Below are 18009 nucleotides of genomic sequence, written 5' to 3'. Positions count from 1 at the left end.
CGCTGTGTTGTGTGCGGGGTCTAATCTGTATTCCGCTTCCATCCCGACCCGCCGCGATGACTACTGGTTTGCGACACACCTACCTGCAACTGGGCTGGCTGAACGCCATGCTCTACTGGATCGCCCAATTGCTGGAGGCGGCCAGCGCCGGCACGTGGGCGCTGTACCGCTACCATTTCGTGGCGCAGTACGTTGGCGACAGCCCGTTGTGCGGCACGCGCGGACAGGACATCGACATCCACCAACATGCCGCCGCCGACGCCACGCCGCCCGACTATCCACGCCCCGAGAGCGTGGTCCGGCAGCGCTACGCGCAAGGCGCGCTCAGCCTGACCGCCTGGCGCAAGGGCCGGCTGGCCGGCTTTCTTTGGCTGATCCCTGATGCCTACCTGGAAGATGAAGTGCGCGTGCGCTACCGGCTGGCGAGCTCGCGCGCGGCGTGGGATTTCGACGTCTGGATCCGGCCGGAGGAACGCCTGGGCTGGGTCTTCCCCCGCCTGTGGGAAGCGGCCCGCAACCACCTGCGCCAGCACGGCGTACGCTGGACCTGCAGCCGCATCTCCGCCTTCAATCCGGCGTCGCTGCGCGCCCATGCCCGCATCGGCGTGGTGCGCATGGGCAGCGCCATCTTCCTGCGCTGCGGCCGCTGGCAATGGATGTGGGCCAGCCAGGCGCCGTTTGTACACCTGTCGCGCCACGCAGGCAATTGTCCGCAATTGCTGTTCGATACCAGCGCCTTACCCGAGATCGTTCCCGAGGAGCCGTCATGCCGCTACTAGATCAAGTCTGCCAGACCTTGCGCGCCACGCTGGGCCTGGCGAAAATGCAGCTCAATCAAGACACCCTCTTGCTGGGCAGTGTGCCCGAGCTGGATTCGATGGCGGTCGTCAACCTTATCGTGGCGCTGGAGCAGCAGTTCGGCATCACCGTCGACGACGATGAAATCAATGCCCGCCATTTCTTCACGGTCGGCACACTCGCGGCATTCGTGCAGGGCAAGCTGGCGTGAACGACTACACTCAACGCAGCCACGCGCTGCCCTTTTTTCTCAAGGCGGACGCAGGCGACCGCTTCTGCTTGTACTATCCGCCGCATCCGGAAGCCGAAGCGCGCGGCGCGCTGCTGTACGTCCATCCCTTCGCCGAGGAACTGAACAAAAGCCGGCGCATGGCGGCGCTGCAGGCACGCGCCTACGCCCGGGCCGGCTACGGCGTGCTGCAACTGGATCTGTACGGCTGCGGCGACAGCAGCGGCGATTTCGCCGACGCCCGCTGGGATATCTGGCTGGCCGACCTGGCGCTGGGCTGGCAATGGCTGGCCGAACATTCGCCCGGCCCGGCCTACCTGTGGGGCCTGCGCCTGGGCGCCTTGCTGGCCTTGCGGTTCGCCGGACAAGCCCAGCCGGTGCCGGCCGGGCTGGTGCTGTGGCAGGCGGTGGTCAGCGGACGCTCGCATCTGCACCAGTTCATGCGGCTGCAAAACGCCGCCAGGTTGTTCGGCGCCGACGAGCAGGCCGACACGAATGAAGTAGCCGGCTATACGCTGGCCACCGAGCTGTGCGACGCGATCCGGAGTGCCGACGCCGGCAACCGTCCCGCATGCCCGGTGCAATGGCTGGAACTGGTAGTGCCACCTCAACCAGTGGTGTTGCAGCCGGCATCGGCCTTGCTGCTGGAGCGCTGGGAAGACGCCGGCGCGCACATCGACGCCTATCCGCTGGCCGGCGCGCCCTTCTGGTCCACCCCGGAGATCGCCGAAGTGCCCGCCCTGATCGCCGCGACGCTGGCCGCCATGCCGGTGGGGCCGGCATGAACTGGCAACGGCTGGCCTTGCACTTTCCCTGCCAGGACTGCTGGCTGGTTGGCGTTCTGCACGTGCCGGAGCGGCCCCGGCCGCGAGGCGTGCTGATCGTCACCGGCGGGCCGCAATACCGCATCGGCAGCCACCGCCATTTTGTGTTGCTGGCGCAGGAGCTGGCGTCGGCCGGCATTCCCGTCATGCGCTTCGACTACCGCGGCATGGGCGACAGCGAAGGCGAGCCGCGTCACTTCGAACAACTGGACGACGACCTCGACGCCGCGATCGCCGAATTCTTCGGAAAGCTGCCGGCGATGCGGGAGCTGGTGCTGTGGGGCCTGTGCGACGGCGCCACCGCGGCCGCCCGCCACGCCGCGCGCGATCCCCGCGTGGCCGGGCTGGTGATGCTCAATCCCTGGGTGCGCACCGAGCAAGGCAACGCCCGCGCCACGCTCAGGCATTACTACGTGCAGCGACTGCTGGACCGCGACTTCTGGCTCAAGCTGAAGGGCGGCGCCGTGCATATCAACCGCAGCCTGCGCTCCTTCATCGCGCTGGCTTCCACGGCAAGACAGTCGCCAACCACGGACGCCTCCCTGCCGCAGCGGCTCTACCGCGCCCTGCAGCAATTCCCCGGCCGCACGCTTATCGTGCTCAGCGGCGCCGACCTGGGCGCGCGCGAATTCTCGGCGCTGTACCAGCATCAGGCGCAGTGGCGCCAACTGCTCGACGGCCCGCGCGTGCGCCTGGTCCACGTTCCACAGGCCAACCACACTTTTTCCAGTAGGACCTGGCGCGCCAAGGTCGCCACCGCCTGCGCCGACTGGCTGGCGTCATGGTGAAGCGCGTCTTGATGATCGCCTATCACTACCCGCCGCTGTGCGGGGGCAGCGGCATCCACCGTACGCTGGCGTTCACCCGGCACTTGCCGCAGTTCGGCTGGCAGCCGATGGTGCTGACGGTGCACCCGCGCGCCTACGAAGACATCGGCCCCGACCACGCTGGCCACGAAGTCCCCGTGCATCGCAGCTTCGCGCTGGACAGCTCCCGCCATCTGGCGCTGCGCGGCCGCTATCCTGATGTGCTGGCCCTGCCGGACCGCTGGATTTCCTGGTGGCTGGGCGCGGTGCCGGCCGGCCTGCGCCTGATCCGCAAGCAGCGTCCGGACGCGATCTGGTCCAGCTATCCGATCGCGACGGCCCACCTGATCGCGCTGAGCCTGCACCGCCTCACCGGCATTCCCTGGATCGCCGACCAGCGCGATCCGATGGTGGACCACGACTACCCGCCCGATCCGCGCCGCCGCCGCATCCATGCCTGGATCGAGCGCCAGTCCATGCGGCGGGCGGCCGCCGTGGTCTGCACCACGCCCGGCGCCCTGAGCGGGCTGGGCCAGCGCCATCCGCAAATAGGCGAGCGGCGCCTGGCCTTGATCGAAAACGGCTACGACGAGGCCAGCTTCCGCGTGGCCGAAGCCGCCGCGCCGCCGCCTGGCCCGCGCGGCCCGTTCAGGCTGCTGCACAGCGGCGTCATCTATCCATCCGAGCGCGACCCGGGCCCCCTGTTCGCGGCGCTGGCCAGGCTGTCGGCCGAGCGCCGCATCGCGCCGGAAAACTTTCGCCTGCTGCTGCGCGCCAGCGCCCACGACGACCATCTGCGCGCGCTGATGCGGCACCACCCCGGCGTGGCCGAGCTGGTCGAGCTGGCGCCGGCGCAGCCCTACCACGCCGCGCTGGCGGAAATGCTGGACGCCGACGGCTTGCTGCTGCTGCAGGCGGCCAACTGCAACAGCCAGATCCCGGCCAAGCTGTATGAATACCTGCGCGCCCGCCGCCCCGTGCTGGCCTTGACCGACGCCGCCGGCGACACCGCGGCCACGCTGCGCGCCGCCGGCATCGACAGCATCGGCCAGCTCGACAACGCGGCCGACATCGCCACCGCCCTGCTGCGCTTCCTGCATCTGTGCCAAACGGGACAAGCGCCGTTGGCCGCAGGCACCGTCATCGAAAGCCATTCGCGCGCCGCCCGCACCGGCCAACTGGCCGCGCTGCTGGAACGGGCCGTCCACAAGGAGTCGCTATGAAACCACAAGCACACCTGTTCATTCCGCTGCTGCTCGCCATCGCCGGCGCCGCCGCCGCACCGCGCGCGCCCGTCGGCGAGGTCTGCGGCAGCTACGTCCGCCACGATCCCGGCGGCGACTACACCAACCCCAGCGACCGCGAAGGCTTGACCGTGGTCGAGCAATATCATTTCACGCCCGAGGTCGAACGACTGGTGCGCGGCGCCACCGGCTCGCTGGGCGCCGACATCGGCTACACCCTCGACCATTTTCCCAACCACCACCGGGCGCTGGCGGCGATGAGCAAACTGGCGCTGCGCGACAAGAACCACAAACCCTACGGCGCCCGCTATTCGATCGACTGTTATTTCGACCGCGCGCTGCGTTTCCGGCCGGACGACGCCCGGGTCCACGCCCTGTTCGGCGGCTACCTGCTGGGACTGGGACAGTCCGAAGCCGCGCTGGAGCAACTCAAGGAAGCGGTCCGGCTGGAACCGGGCAACGCCACCACCCACTACAACCTGGGCCTGCTTTACCTCAAGCGCAAGGACTACGAACAAGCGCGCGCCAGCGCACACCGGGCCTACGGCATGGGCTTCCCGCTGCCGGGGCTGAAAAATCAGCTGAGCGCCGCCGGCCAGTGGCGCGAGGCCGAGTAGCGGCTACTTCAAGCCGTGGTGGTTCATCAGGTCGTACAAGGTCGGCCGGCTGACACCGAGCAACTCGGCGGCCTTGACGATATTGCCGTCGACCCGTGCCAGCGCCTGCACCATGACCTTGTACTCGGCCGCGTCGCGCGCCTGCCGCAGGTTGACGCTGGCTTCGGCGGCCGCGCCGTCGGGCAAGCCCAGGTCCTGCGGCGCGATCTGCGGGCCGTCGGCCATGATCACGGCGCGCCGTATGCAGTTCTCCATCTCGCGCACATTGCCCGGCCACGGATAGGCCTCGATCGCCGCCAGCGCCTCGGGACTGAAATGCAGGGCCGAGCGCGACTCGCTGGCGCAGAACTTGTTCTTGAAATGATGGGCCAGCAAGGCGCTGTCGCCGACCCGATCGCGCAACGGCGGAATCGACAGCACGATCTCGCTCAGCCGGTAAAACAGATCTTCGCGAAACCTTCCGCTCTCGGCCAGGGTCTTCAGGTTCTGGTGGGTGGCGCAGACGATGCGCACATCGATGCTGATCTCGCTGCGTCCGCCCACCCGTTCGATCACGCGTTCCTGCAGGAAGCGCAACAGCTTGGCCTGCAGGTGCATCGCCATGTCGCCGATCTCGTCCAGGAAGAATGTGCCGCCGTGCGCCAGCTCCAGCTTGCCCAGGGTCTGGCGCTGGGCGCCGGTGAACGCGCCTTTTTCATAGCCGAACAATTCGCTCTCCAGCAGTTGCTCGGGAATGGCGGCGCAATTGATGGCGACAAAACGCTTGTCGTGCCGCGCGCTGAGGCGATGCAGGCCGCGCGCGATCAGTTCCTTGCCGCTGCCTGAGTCGCCCAGCAGCATCACCGTCGCCGACGACGGCGCCACTCGCTCCACGCTGCGGCACACTTTCAACATGCCGGGATCGCGGCTGATGATGCCGGCCAGCGGCGAGTCCGACTGGATTTGCAGCATGCGCCGGTTTTCCTGCTGCATCGCATGCAGATAGAAGGCCCGCGCCACCACCAGCGACAGCGTGTCGGCGTCGAGCGGCTTCTGGTGGAAATCATAGGCGCCCATGGCGATCGCCTTCAGCGCGTGCTCGCGCGCCTGGTTGCCGGACAAGATGATGACCTTGGTGTCCGGCGCCGCCGCCAGCATCTGCTGCAGCAAGGCCAGTCCTTCGCGCGCGCCATCGGGGTCGGGCGGCAGGCCCAGGTCCATGGTGACCACCGCCGGCTGGTGCCGGCGCAGCTGCGCCATCGCCGACTCGCGGTCATCCGCCAACACCACCTCGTAGGCGTCCAGGCTCCAGCGCAGCTGCTTCTGCAGGCCGGCATCGTCTTCCACCACCAGCAATTTGCTTTTTCCCATGTCTATCCTCCAAGGCTCAGGCCGCTGCCGCATCCACATGCAGCGGCAAGATCAGGCGGAACGTGGTGCCGCGCGCCGGCGCGCTGCTCACTTCCAGCCGGCCGCCGAGCTCGCGCGCATACTCACGGCTCTCGAACACGCCGATGCCCATGCCGGCGCGCTTGGTCGACTCGAACGGCTGGAACAGCCGCTCGCGGATGAATTGTTCGCTCATGCCGTGGCCGGTGTCGCTGAGCTCGATCACTGCGGCGGCGTCGCCGCGCAGCAGGCGCATGGCCACCCGGCCGTTGCGCGGCGTCGCCTCCACCGCATTCAGGATCAGGTGGCCGATCACCCGCTCCAGGCGCTGGCGGTTGGCCAGCACCATCAGCCCGTCCGCGCACAGCTCCAGCGCCGGCCGCGGCTCCAGTTGCGCGTAGCCGCGCATCAGTTGCTGCAGCACGGCGTCCAGCTGCAAGGGCGCGGCCTGTTCGGCCACCTCGTCGCGGCGCAGCTTGAGCAGCAGCGACTTCAGCTTGCCCAGCGAGTGGGACAGCGTCTCCAGCATGTCCTCCTGGAATGCCGGATTGGCCTTGTGTCGCTGCGCGTTCACCAGCAACAGCGACAGCTGCGACACCAGGTTCTTCAGGTCGTGCACGACGAAGGTCGACATGCGGTTGAACGATTCGAACTGGCGCGCCACCGCCAGGCTGTTGGCCGATTCCTGGTGCGCCAGATAGCTGGCGGCCTGCCGGCCAGCGATCTTGAGCACATCGCAGACTTCCCAGTTGAGCAACAGCTTGGCGCGCGGCGGCGCCAGGCAGATGTAGCCGTACAGGCTGCGTTCCAGCATCAGCGGCACCACCAGCCGCACCGCATCCGAGTCCCGCAGCCAGGCCGGCAACGCCGCCAAACCGTAGCGCTGTGGATCAGCGCGCCACTCGCGGACATCGATCACCCAGCCGCGCGCCGCCAGAAAAGCGCACAGCGCGCCTTCGGCCGGCTCCACCGCCGCCGGCAGCGGCATATTCCAGCGCGCCACCGCCTGGAAGTCGGCGCCGTCGCGACGCAGCCACAGCAGCCCTGCGGGACTCTCGACCAATTCCGCCATCGCCTGGATCGCGCGCAGCGACAGCGCCGCGCTATCCTCGGCCAGCGCGTGGGTGAAGCGCTGCCATTCCCGCCGGTAATCGTAGCGTCCCTGATAGAAGTGCTTGCTGATGAATACCTTCAGGCGCGACCGCACCGTGCCAGAAAACAGCACGCCCGACAACAGCAGCGCCGCGCCGAACAGGCAAGCCAGCTGCATCAAGGTGCCCCACACGCCGCCGATGTAGCGCAGATACCAGGCGCTGGCGGCCATCGCCATTAAATACAGCGCGGAGCCCAGCAGCGCCGCCGAGCCGAACATGATCTGGCGCGACAGCGCCAAACCCGCCGTCCACACCGGGTTGCGCGCCACCGCCAGCGCCAGCAAAGGCACGCTGAGCGCGTTGACGGCGCCGCGCGCGGCCCAGATCTCCTGATTGACGCGATGAAACAGCAACGCCTCGCTGTACAGGTAGAAATCGTAGGCGAACAAGGCGCCGGCGCCCAGGCAGGCAAACTTGATGCCCCAACGCGACGAAGGCGGCGTGCCCCGGTACAGATGTTCGACCAGCAGCATCCCCAGCACAGCCAGCCCCAGGCGGATGACGATCGCCGCCAGCGCCCGCCCGTCGGCAGCCGCCAGCCAGGCCAGCGCCGCCAGCACGGCCACCGCCGCCAGCCAGCCGCGCCGGCGCGCGCCGCCGCTGGACAGCACCAGCAGCAGCGCCAACCAGGCCGCGGTGCGCAGCGCCTCCAGTCCATCCATCGCCGCCAGCAGCCCGGCACGCCAGGCCGATCCGGCGGCCGCCAACGCCGCCCAGGCGACCGTCGCCACGCATGCCGCGCCGAATGCGCCCGCGTGGCCGCGCTGCCGCCAACCGCCCCGCAACAGCAAAGCCGCCAGCAGCGCGAACGCCAGCGCCGCCAGGCCGTAGCTGAAGCCGGCCACCAGCGACCAGGACATCAACGCCCGCCTTTGCCGAACAACACCACCTGCACCGTGTCGATCAGGATCAGCAGATCGAGGAACAGGCTGTTGTTCTTCACGTAGTACAGATCGTATTGCAGCTTGCGCAGCGCGTCCTCGACCGAGGCGCCGTAGCTGTAGCGCACCTGCGCCAGCCCGGTGATGCCCGGCTTGATGCTGTGGCGCACGTTGTAGTAGGCGATCTCGCCGCACAACTGCTCGACGAAGTACGCCCGCTCCGGCCGCGGTCCGACAAAACTCATCTCGCCCTTGAACACGTTCAGCATCTGCGGCAATTCATCGATGCGCAGCTTGCGGATCCAGTGGCCGACCATGGTCACGCGCGGATCGTTCAGCACCGCCCACTTGGGCTTGCCGTCCTGCTCGGCGTCCAGCCGCATGCTGCGGAACTTCAGCACCTTGAACAGGCGGTTGTCGCGCCCCACGCGCTCCTGCTGGTAGAACACCGGCCCACCGTCCTCGATACGGATCGCCAGCGCCGTCAGCAGCATCAGCGGCAAGGCCGCCAGGCAGATCGCCGCGCTGGCCACCAGGTCGAAGGCCCGCTTGACCGCCGCCCGCAACATGCTCTGGTCGAAGCCGCCGCCGAAGATCAGATAGCTCGGCTGCAAGGAGTCGACCCGGATCTGGCACGCCTCGCGCTCGAAGAAGGTGGCGGCGTCGGTCACCGGCACGCCGCCCAGCGCGCATTCCAGCAGTTGTCGAACTGGAAACGCCCCATTGCGGCGGTCGCCGACCGACACCACGATCTCGTCGGCCGCGTAGCGCCGCGCCAGCGACAGCAGCGACAGGTCGGCCGGCAGCAGCAGCGCCGCCGGCACGCAAGACACTTCCCCGGCCACCGGCACGAAGCCCACCACCTTGAACGCATGGAAGCCGACGCTGCTGGCGCCCAGCTCCAGGCACTCGCGCGCGGTGGCGCCGTCGCCGATGACGATCAGGCGCTGCTCCAGCATGCTCGACTGCGCCGACGTGAACACCACCAGCCGCGCCAACAGCACCGCCGCCCCGCCCAGCACGAACACCACGCTGCCGACGCGGCCGAACTGCGCGCCCGGTATCATGTTCGACAGCAAGGTCATCAAGCCAAAGCCCAGCACGAACGACGGCAGGATGCGCAACAAGGTGCTCTTGATGTCTTCCCTGGATTGATTGTGCTGGTACATGCCCAGCGTGCCCATGCTCAACACCATGACCAGCGCGAACGCCAGCGCCGGCAGATACAGCTGGTCGCCGCCATGCCGGCCCTTGAGCCACAATGGCGCGCTGGCCACGGCGGCCGTCAACAGCACCAGCAACTCCAGCAACAACAGCATGAAGGCTATTTTTGACACATAGTGGTGGAATATCCTGATCACGATCCGCTCCCCGACACCACACAGCGGTGTAACTCCGATCATCGCCAACCCGAGGCGCTCGCACCTTGAGCGGCCACAATTTGCTGGTCGGTTCAGGCTTAAAACAGCCGAAAATCAGCCGGATATGACGCGTTCATGACAAATGGTCTATAGTCATGGTTCTCTACCGCATCCAAACGTAATCATGAAATTTGATGTTGCAATTGTCGGCAGCGGATTGGCCGGCCTGTCGGTCGCCCTCCACCTGGCCGAAACGCGCACAGTCGCGATCATTTCCAAACGCGCGCTGAAGGATGGCGCCAGCAATTGGGCCCAGGGCGGCATCGCCGCCGTGCTCGATTCGGGCGACAGCCACACCCAGCACATCGACGACACCCTGATCGCCGGCGGCGGCCTGTGCGACGAAGGCGCCACGCGCTACATCGTCGAGCACGGCCGCGAGGCGATCGAATGGCTGATCGAGCAGGGCGTGCCCTTCACCAGGGACGATTCGGCCGAACTGGGCTTCCACCTGACGCGCGAAGGCGGCCACAGCCAGCGCCGCATCATCCACGCGGCCGACGCCACCGGCCACGCGGTGCAGGTCACGCTGGAGGAAAAAGTCCGCGCCCATCCGAACATCACCCTGTTCGAACACCACTGCGCGATCGACTTGATCACCTCGGACAAGCTGCACCCGCACAAGAAGGCCAACGCCCAGCCCAAGTGCTACGGCCTGTACGTGCAGGACGAGAAGACCGGCCAGGTGCTGACCTTCGCCGCCGAACACACGGTGATGGCCACCGGCGGCGCCGGCAAGGTCTACCTGTACACCACCAATCCCGACACCGCCAGCGGCGACGGCATCGCCATGGCCTGGCGCGCCGGCTGCCGCGTGTCGAACATGGAATTCATCCAGTTCCACCCGACCTGCCTGTACCACCCGTACGCCAAATCCTTCCTGATCACCGAGGCGATCCGCGGCGAAGGCGGCTTGCTCAAGCTGCCGCCGGAAGCCGGCGCCGCCGCCGGCAACCGCTTCATGCTGGCCCACGACGAGCGCGCCGAGCTGGCGCCGCGCGACGTGGTGGCGCGCGCCATCGACTTCGAGATCAAGAAACGCGGCCTCGACTACGTGCACCTGGACATCAGCCACAAGCCGGCCGAATTCCTGATCGAGCACTTCCCGACCATCTACGCGCGCTGCCTGGAACTGGGCATCGACATCACCAGGCAGCCGATCCCGATCGTGCCGGCCGCGCACTACACCTGCGGCGGCGTGGTCACCGACCTGCACGGCCGCACCGACCTGCCCGGCCTGTACGCGGTGGGCGAAACCGCCTGCACCGGCCTGCACGGCGCCAACCGGCTGGCCAGCAATTCCTTGCTGGAATGCGTGGTCATCGGCCGCGCCTGCGCCACCGACATCGCCGCCAAGGAAAAAGGCGAGGTCCCCTACTTGCCGGACTGGGACGAAAGCCGCGTCACCGACGCCGACGAGGAAGTGGTCATCTCCCACAACTGGGACGAGCTGCGCCGCTTCATGTGGAACTATGTCGGCATCGTGCGCACCACCAAGCGGCTGGAGCGGGCCCAGCACCGTATCGCGCTGCTGAAGGAAGAAATCGACGAGTATTACCGCAACTTCCGCATCACGCACGACTTGCTGGAGCTGCGCAACCTGGTCGACGTGGCCAACCTGATCGTCAACAGCGCCTTGCAGCGGCACGAAAGCCGCGGCCTGCACTTCAGCCGCGACTACCCGGAGACGCTGCCGAAAGCGCTGCCGAGCATCCTGACGCCGGCGCGCCGCAAATAGGGGGCAGGCATGATCACCGTGCGCGCAGCCCGGCCGGGCGATATTCCCGCGATGGAGGCGCTGATCGCCCGTTCCGGCATCGAGCTGAGCGACGGTTTCTACAGCCCGGAGCAGGCCGCGGCGATCACCCGCCACGTGTTCGGCGTCGATACGCAACTAGTCGCCGATCAAACTTATTTTTTGCTTGAGAAGCATGGGGAGATGGTGGCCTGCGGCGGCTGGAGCAAGCGCAGCACGCTGTTCGGCGCCGACCGCGCCAAGCAAGGCGCCGATCCGCTGCTCGATCCGGCCGTCGAAGCGGCGCGCATCCGCGCCTTCTTCGTCGAGCCGTCGGCGGCCCGCCAGGGGCTGGGCCGGCTGTTGCTGAGCCATTGCACCGAGGCGGCGGCCGCCGCCGGTTTCCGTACGCTGGAACTGGCCGCCACCATGCCGGGCGTGCCGCTGTACCTGGCCTGCGGCTTTACGACGGTGGAACGGTTTGAGATTACATTGCCGGGCGACATCAAGGTGCCGCTGGCAAAAATGCGGAAGAGTATCAACGCCTAGCGCCGGCCGGCATCAGCCGCCGGCGCCATCGACTGGCTTAAGCCGATTTCTTGCGGCGAGCCATGTAGCCCAGCAGGCCGAGGCCGGCCAACAGCATGCCGTAGGTGGTAGGCTCAGGTACTGGTGGCGTCACGGCGCCGAAGCCGTCCAGATAGGCGTAGCCGGTGTGGCCGGTTGGCTGGCAATCGGCCGCCAGCAGCGACAGCGTGAAGCTGTGGCCCGACAGCGACTGGTCGATGCTCAGCTGTTCTACTTGCCAGCTTGGCGTGTAGAACAGATTGCCTTCTTTGGCGAAGCGGCTGTCCACGCCCGAACCGCTGAAGCCGGCGTTGTAGCTGCGGCTGATCAGCAACTGGCCGGTGGTGTCGTCGGTCAGGGTCAGCTTCATCAGCGCCGATTCGTATTCCTGGTGGCCGCCGTTTTCCAGCACGGCTTTCCAGGCGAAGTAGATGTTCGCGTCGGTGTAGTTGCTGACTTTCTGACTGATCGCGGTCGCATAGCCGCCGCTGGTGGTGTCTTCAGCGCGGTAGGAATAGTTGCCGCTGTACACGGTTGAACCCAGCAGCGCGCCCAGGTTGGAATCGACATAGCTGCTGTCGACCACGGCGCCGCGGCTGCCATTGTCACTGTTCAGGCTGCCACCAGGCAGGAATTGCGAAGGCTGCATGCTGTTGTCGGTGCCGGCGCGATAGCCGCCGCCGGTGGTCCAGCCACCCGTGGTGCCGGCCTCGAAACCACCATTGTAGAACCCGTCCGCGTGCGCCATGCCCGTCAGACCCAGCATCGCCACCACACCTGCCAATAATTGCTTTTTCATCTACCTACTCCTTTAATTAATGCTATAAAAATGACAAGGCATATTATATTGCATTTAAGGCATTCATAATGGTAAATTTTTACATATGTGCATGCTTATTTTTCATGTAACTTGCAGCGCGTGGGCGATAAAGCCCAACAGTTCCGCGCGCGCGTGCGCCGCCTGCGCCACCTCGCCGAGTACCGCCCTCAGCGCCTGCCCCTCCACCAGATCGAGTATCAAGTTCGCGGTCTCCGCCGGGCAGGCGCAGCGCCGCAGCCGGCCGCTCGCCGCGCCCTGCTCCAGCAAACCCACCAGCGCGGACCACAGGCCTTCCCGATTGCCGGCAAAGGTCGCCGCGATGGCCGGATTCCGTACCGCCTCGGCGACCAGTTCCAGCGTCATCAGCGCATTCTCGGGCCGCGCCGCAAAGTCGAGGTAGGCGCCGACGAAGCGCATCAGCGCCGCGGCCGGATCGTCCTGCGCCTGCAGATGGGCGATGAAGGGCGCCAATTCGCCCGCCTCCAGCGCGGCGATCTCGGCCAGCACCGCCTCCTTGCCTGAAAAATGGTTGTAGAGATTGCCCAGGCTGATGCCCGCCTCCGCGGCAATATCGCGTACGCCGGTCTGGTGATAGCCCTTGCGCAGGAAACAGGCGCAGGCGGCCTCCACGATCAATTGCTTTCTTGACTCCGACATAAGGACCTCATATGATGAACGAACGTTCGTTCATCATACTTCAAACCCGATGAGGAAACCATATGCAACATCAGAAACAACGACTTGAAGGACTGGACCTGGCGCGCTTTCTTGCCTTTGTCGGCATGGTGATCGTCAACTTTCGCATGGCGATGGGCATCAAGGATGGCGACAGCCTGCTGGCCGTGCTCACCGGTGCGCTGGAGGGCCGGGCCGCCGCCTGCTTTGTGGTGCTGGCCGGCATCGGCCTGGGCATCGCCGCCGCCCGCAACGACCACGCCCAGACCGTCACCGTCACCCTGCGCCGCGCCGTCTTCCTGCTGGTGCTGGGCCTGTGCAACATGCTGCTGTTCGAGGCCGACATCCTGCACTACTACGCCTTCTACTTCCTGTTCGGCGCCTTGCTGCTGAGGCTGTCGTGGCAGGCGCTGGCGGCCTGCATCGTCGCCCTGGACCTGCTCTTCGTCGCGCTGGTATTGACGCAGAACTACAGCGCCGGCTGGGATTGGCACACCTACACCTACAGCGGCTTCTGGACGCCATCCGGCTTCGGTCGCAACCTGCTGTTCAACGGCTGGCACCCGGTGTTGCCGTGGCTGGGTTTTCTGTTGTTGGGGATGCTGCTGGGGCGGCTGCCCTTGGCGCAGCGCGCAGTCCAGCACCGGCTGATGGCCTGGGGCGCCGCCGCACTGCTGGCGGCGGAAGGCGCCAGCCTGCTGCTGCGCCCCGCCCTGCCCGAGCTGTCCGAACTGCTGACGACCAAGCCGATCCCGCCGATGCCTCTGTATATGCTGGCCAGTTCCGGCAGCGCCGTGCTGGTGATCGGCCTGTGCCTGCGCAGCGCCGCCTGGCTGCACCGCAAACGCGTGCTGCAGCTGGCCATACCGGCCGGCCGCCAGACGCTGACGCTGTACATCGCGCACGTGCTGCTGGGCATGGGGACCTTGGAAGCGCTGGGCCTGCTCAGCGGCCAGGGCGTGGCGACGGCGGTGACGGCCGCGCTGCTGTTCTGCGTGGCCGCCAGCGTCTATGCCTGGTGGTGGTCGCGCCATTTCCAGCGCGGTCCGGTTGAAGCGCTGATGCGCAAGCTGGCCGGCTGAAGCCTTAGCCGACGATGCGCAAGGAGTAATCCGTTGCGCGCACATCCTTGGTCAGGCTGCCGATCGAAATACGGTCCACGCCGGTCTCGGCGATGGCGCGCACGGTATCGAAGTTGATGCCGCCGGACGCTTCCAGCAGGGCACGGCCGGCGTTGAGCCGCACCGCGTCGCGCATCATGTCGAGGCTGAAGTTGTCGAGCAGGACCGAGCCGGCGTCCGCCGCCAGCGCCTCTTCCAGTTCGGCGATGCTCTCCACTTCGACCTGGATCGACACGCCCTTCTCCAGCCGCTTGGCGGCCAGCACCGCGGCGGTGATGCCGCCGGCCGCCGCGATATGGTTTTCCTTGATCAGGATGCCGTCATACAGCGCCAGGCGCTGGTTCTGTCCGCCGCCCACGCGCACCGCGTACTTCTGCGCCAGGCGCAGGCCCGGCATGGTCTTGCGGGTATCGAGGATGGCCGCGCGGGTGCCGGCGATGACGTCGACATACTTGCGGGTGGCGGTCGCCACGCCCGACAGCAGCTGCAGGAAATTCAGCGCAGCGCGTTCCGCCGTCAGCAGCGCGCGCGCCGGGCCCTGGATGGTGCAGACCAGGCTGTCGGCCTTCATCAGATCGCCTTCGGCATATTGCCAGTCGATCTCGATGCCGGCCTGCATGCAGTTCATGATGCCCTCGAACCAGGGCGCGCCGCACAGCACCGCCTGTTCGCGCACGATCACGCGCGCGGTGGCGCGGCCGCCGTCCGGCACCAGCAGGCCGGTCAGGTCGCCGCTGCCCACGTCTTCCAGCAGGGCCGCCAGCATATTGCCTTCAAAGGCGGTCCTCAGTGCGTCGTCGAAAGGCGCGAAAGTGTTGACTAAAGTACTCATGCCGGACCGATTCCCGAAAACAGTTTAGCTTCTTTTGCCAGGTCAGCGCCCGGCTGCACCTTGGCCTTCTTGGCCGCCGCGAAGTCCAGCATGCGGTTGATGGACGTCACCGCCTGCTTGCCGATCTCGGGATCGACGTGGATTTCGTTGGCGGAGCTGTGGTCCATATTCTCCAGCACGTCGGCCAGGTTTTGCAGGCCGTTCATCGCCATCCACGGGCAATGCGCGCAGCTCTTGCAACTGGCGCTGTTGCCGGCGGTCGGCGCTTCGATAAAGCGCTTGCCCGGCGCGGCGGCGCGCATCTTGTGCAGGATGCCGTTGTCGGTGGCGACGATGAAGGTATCGGCGTCCGACTCGACGGCGGCGTTGATGATCTGCGTGGTCGAACCGACCACGTCCGCCAGCGCCACCACGTTGGCCGGCGATTCAGGGTGCACCAGCACCTTGGCGTTCGGATATTCGGCCTTCAGCAGCTCGAGTTCGATGCCCTTGAACTCGTCATGCACCAGGCAGGAACCTTGCCACAGCAGCATGTCGGCGCCGGTCTGCTGCTGGATGTAGGAGCCCAGGTGCTTGTCCGGCGCCCACAGGATTTTCTTGCCCTGCTCGTGCAGGTGCTTGACGATGTCAAGGCCGATCGATGAGGTCACCATCCAGTCGGCGCGCGCCTTGACGGCGGCGCTGGTGTTGGCGTACACCACCACGGTGCGGTCCGGATGGGCGTCGCAGAAGGCGGTGAATTCATCGACCGGGCAGCCCAGGTCCAGCGAACAGGTGGCGTCCAGGTCCGGCATCAGGATGCGCTTTTCCGGGCTGAGGATCTTGGCGGTTTCGCCCATGAAGCGCACGCCGGCCACCACCAGCGTCTTGGCCGGATGGTCGCGGCCGAAGCGCGCCATCTCCAGCGAATCGGAGACGCAGCCGCCGGTTTCTTCCGCCAGGTCTTGCAGGTCGCCGTCGACGTAGTAGTGGGAAACAAGCACCGCCTGCTTTTCGATCAGCAAGCGCTTGATGCGCTCCTTGAGGGCGATGCGTTGCTCGGGGGATGGAGTCGCTGGCGTACGCGCCCAGGCGTGGGCGGTGCAGCTGGCTCCGTCTTGTGGATGTTCGTACTCGACGGATTTGATCTCTATGGTTTGCATGGTGTTCGGGGTACGTGAAACGTGAGGCAATAACTATCGCACATTGCAAAGAATCCCGCTGGCGGCGGGATTCTTTGATGGGAGCCGACGCTTAGTCGATACCCTGGCTGGTCAGATAGTCTTCATAGTTGCCGCGGAAGTCAACGATCTCGTTTTCCTTGATCTCGATGATGCGGTTGGCCAGCGACGACACGAACTCGCGATCGTGGGAAACGAAGATTAGCGTGCCGGCGTATTTTTCCAGCGCGATGTTCAGCGATTCGATCGATTCCATGTCCATGTGGTTGGTCGGCTCATCGAGCAGCAGCACGTTGTGGCGGCCCAGCATCAGCTTGCCGTACATCATGCGGCCCTTCTCGCCGCCGGACAGCACCTTGACGGATTTCTTCACCTCGTCGCCGCCGAACAGCAGGCGGCCCAGGATCGAGCGCACGGCCTGGTCGTCGTCGCCTTCCTGGGTCCAGTCGCCCATCCAGTCGGTCAGCGTCGTGTCCTTGGCGAACTCTTCGGTCGGATCCTGCGGCATATAGCCGACGTTGGCGTTCTCGGCCCACTTGACGATGCCGTGATCGGCGTGCAGGTGGGCGATGTCGTCGCCGCCGATGCAACGCAGCAGCGTGGTCTTGCCGGCGCCGTTGGCGCCGATGATGGCGATGCGCTCGCCCGCTTCAACCATGATGCTGAAGTTGTTGAACAGCTGGCGGTCGTATTTCTTCGCGATCGAATCGACTTCGACGGCCAGGCGGTGCAACTTCTTCTCGCCGTCGAAACGCACGAACGGATAGGCGCGCGACGACGGCTTGATGTCGTCGACCTTGATCTTCTCGATCTGCTTGGCGCGCGAGGTGGCCTGGCGGGCCTTGGACTTGTTGGCGGCGAAGCGGCGCACGAAGTCCTGCAGCTCGGCGACCTTGTCCTTGGCCTTGGCGTTGTTGGCCAGTTGCTGGTTGCGGGCCTGGGTCGAGGCGAACATGTACTCGTCGTAGTTGCCCGGATAGATCTTCAAGGTGCCGTAGTCCATGTCGGCCACGTGGGTGCAGACCTGGTTCAGGAAGTGGCGATCGTGGGAAATGATGATCATGGTGGAGTTGCGGTCGTTCAGCACGTCCTCCAGCCAGCGGATCGTATTGATATCCAGGTTGTTGGTCGGCTCGTCGAGCAGCAGGATGTCCGGATTCGAGAACAGCGCCTGCGCCAGCAGCACGCGCAGCTTCCAGCCCGGCGACACATTGCTCATCGGTCCCTTGTGCAGCTCGATGTCCACGCCCGCGCCCAGCAGCAGCTCGCCCGCGCGCGACTCGGCGGTGTAGCCGTCGTACTCGGAGACTTTGCCTTCCAGCTCGGCGGCCTTCATGTAGTCGTCGTCGGTGGCTTCCGGATTGGCGTAGATGGCGTCGCGCTCCTGCATCGCGGCCCACATCTCGGTGTGGCCCATCATCACCACGTCCAGCACGCGCATTTCTTCGTACGCGAACTGATCCTGGCGCAGCTTGCCCAGGCGTTCGTTCGTATCCAGCATCACGTTGCCGCCCGACGGCTCCAGATCGCCGCCCAGGATTTTCATGAAGGTGGACTTGCCGCAACCGTTGGCGCCGATGAGGCCATAGCGATTGCCATCGCCGAATTTGACGGAAATGTTTTCGAACAGCGGCTTGGCGCCGAATTGCATGGTGATGTTTGCTGTACTTAGCACGGATAAGGCCCTTAAAGCATGGATTTGATTAACCGGGCATTTTACCACTAGCCGGGCCAGGTTGGAGGAATCGCACAGCGCC

17 protein-coding genes are annotated in these 18009 nt (G+C 66.1%); 9 read left to right on the top strand and 8 right to left on the bottom strand.

What is annotated here, in order from left to right:
• Positions 1 to 56: 56 nt before the first annotated feature.
• From AC1RMD_RS06530 to AC1RMD_RS06505, 6 genes are read left to right on the top strand one after another with little or no spacing between them, the layout of a single operon-like run.
• Entirely contained in the window at positions 57 to 779 is a 723-nt protein-coding gene (locus AC1RMD_RS06530) for a GNAT family N-acetyltransferase (RefSeq protein WP_492924817.1), read from the top strand.
• A complete protein-coding gene (locus AC1RMD_RS06525) occupies positions 767 to 1009 on the top strand; it encodes an acyl carrier protein (protein WP_492924815.1) in 243 nt (80 codons plus the stop codon). Before AC1RMD_RS06530 ends, AC1RMD_RS06525 begins: the two co-directional genes overlap by 13 nt.
• On the top strand, positions 1006 to 1812 hold the full coding sequence (locus tag AC1RMD_RS06520) for a hydrolase 2, exosortase A system-associated (protein ID WP_492924813.1): 807 nt from the start codon (positions 1006 to 1008) through the stop codon (positions 1810 to 1812). The genes AC1RMD_RS06525 and AC1RMD_RS06520 overlap by 4 nt, the downstream gene beginning before the upstream one ends.
• Positions 1809 to 2639, top strand: a complete 831-nt coding sequence (locus AC1RMD_RS06515; protein WP_492924811.1) for a hydrolase 1, exosortase A system-associated — start codon at positions 1809 to 1811, stop codon at positions 2637 to 2639. Before AC1RMD_RS06520 ends, AC1RMD_RS06515 begins: the two co-directional genes overlap by 4 nt.
• A complete protein-coding gene (locus tag AC1RMD_RS06510; protein WP_492924809.1) occupies positions 2633 to 3880 on the top strand; it encodes a glycosyltransferase in 1248 nt (415 codons plus the stop codon). Before AC1RMD_RS06515 ends, AC1RMD_RS06510 begins: the two co-directional genes overlap by 7 nt.
• Positions 3877 to 4518 carry a tetratricopeptide repeat protein gene (locus tag AC1RMD_RS06505; RefSeq protein WP_492924807.1) on the top strand — a complete coding sequence of 214 codons (642 nt, stop codon included), beginning with the start codon at positions 3877 to 3879 and terminating at the stop codon, positions 4516 to 4518. Before AC1RMD_RS06510 ends, AC1RMD_RS06505 begins: the two co-directional genes overlap by 4 nt.
• A gap of 3 nt (positions 4519 to 4521) precedes the next feature.
• Here the strand turns inward: AC1RMD_RS06505 and prsR are convergent, their stop codons facing one another.
• Genes prsR through AC1RMD_RS06490 form a run of 3 tightly spaced genes read right to left on the bottom strand, consistent with a single transcriptional unit; the run spans position 4522 to position 9282 of the window.
• Positions 4522 to 5868 (bottom strand): PEP-CTERM-box response regulator transcription factor, encoded by a 1347-nt coding sequence (prsR, locus tag AC1RMD_RS06500; protein WP_492924805.1) that lies wholly within the window; start codon positions 5866 to 5868, stop codon positions 4522 to 4524.
• A 16-nt stretch (positions 5869 to 5884) separates the two neighbouring features.
• Complete coding sequence (prsK, locus tag AC1RMD_RS06495; protein ID WP_492924803.1) at positions 5885 to 7900, bottom strand: XrtA/PEP-CTERM system histidine kinase PrsK; 2016 nt, start codon at positions 7898 to 7900, stop codon at positions 5885 to 5887.
• A complete protein-coding gene (locus AC1RMD_RS06490; protein ID WP_492924801.1) occupies positions 7900 to 9282 on the bottom strand; it encodes a TIGR03013 family XrtA/PEP-CTERM system glycosyltransferase in 1383 nt (460 codons plus the stop codon). The genes prsK and AC1RMD_RS06490 overlap by 1 nt, the downstream gene beginning before the upstream one ends.
• Positions 9283 to 9466: 184 nt before the next feature.
• Here AC1RMD_RS06490 and nadB point away from each other — a divergent pair, with 184 nt between their 5' ends.
• Both nadB and AC1RMD_RS06480 read left to right on the top strand, forming a co-directional pair.
• Complete coding sequence (gene nadB, locus AC1RMD_RS06485) at positions 9467 to 11080, top strand: L-aspartate oxidase (RefSeq protein WP_492924799.1); 1614 nt, start codon at positions 9467 to 9469, stop codon at positions 11078 to 11080.
• 9 nt (positions 11081 to 11089) lie between these two features.
• On the top strand, positions 11090 to 11626 hold the full coding sequence (locus tag AC1RMD_RS06480; RefSeq protein ID WP_492924797.1) for a GNAT family N-acetyltransferase: 537 nt from the start codon (positions 11090 to 11092) through the stop codon (positions 11624 to 11626).
• 37 nt (positions 11627 to 11663) lie between these two features.
• Here AC1RMD_RS06480 and AC1RMD_RS06475 read toward each other — a convergent pair whose 3' ends face one another.
• A complete protein-coding gene (locus tag AC1RMD_RS06475) occupies positions 11664 to 12443 on the bottom strand; it encodes a PEP-CTERM sorting domain-containing protein (protein WP_492924795.1) in 780 nt (259 codons plus the stop codon).
• Positions 12444 to 12545: 102 nt separating this feature from the next.
• Positions 12546 to 13121: a TetR/AcrR family transcriptional regulator gene (locus AC1RMD_RS06470; protein ID WP_492924793.1), complete on the bottom strand. Its 576-nt coding sequence runs from the start codon at positions 13119 to 13121 to the stop codon at positions 12546 to 12548.
• A 62-nt stretch (positions 13122 to 13183) separates the two neighbouring features.
• Between AC1RMD_RS06470 and AC1RMD_RS06465 the strand changes: the two genes are divergently transcribed.
• Positions 13184 to 14221, top strand: a complete 1038-nt coding sequence (locus AC1RMD_RS06465) for a DUF418 domain-containing protein (protein WP_492924791.1) — start codon at positions 13184 to 13186, stop codon at positions 14219 to 14221.
• A 4-nt stretch (positions 14222 to 14225) separates the two neighbouring features.
• Here the strand turns inward: AC1RMD_RS06465 and nadC are convergent, their stop codons facing one another.
• From nadC to AC1RMD_RS06450, 3 genes are all read right to left on the bottom strand, one after another.
• Entirely contained in the window at positions 14226 to 15092 is an 867-nt protein-coding gene (gene nadC / locus AC1RMD_RS06460; protein WP_492924789.1) for a carboxylating nicotinate-nucleotide diphosphorylase, read from the bottom strand.
• On the bottom strand, positions 15089 to 16234 hold the full coding sequence (gene nadA / locus AC1RMD_RS06455) for a quinolinate synthase NadA (RefSeq protein WP_492924787.1): 1146 nt from the start codon (positions 16232 to 16234) through the stop codon (positions 15089 to 15091). Before nadA ends, nadC begins: the two co-directional genes overlap by 4 nt.
• Positions 16235 to 16325: 91 nt before the next feature.
• Complete coding sequence (locus AC1RMD_RS06450; protein WP_492924785.1) at positions 16326 to 17927, bottom strand: ABC-F family ATPase; 1602 nt, start codon at positions 17925 to 17927, stop codon at positions 16326 to 16328.
• Positions 17928 to 18009 lie beyond the last annotated feature (82 nt).

Source organism: Duganella sp. GW822-FHT06D06, from assembly GCF_058799615.1.
The sequence above is the reverse complement of the archived record's forward strand: the minus strand, read 5'-3'. Positions and strand labels throughout refer to the sequence as shown.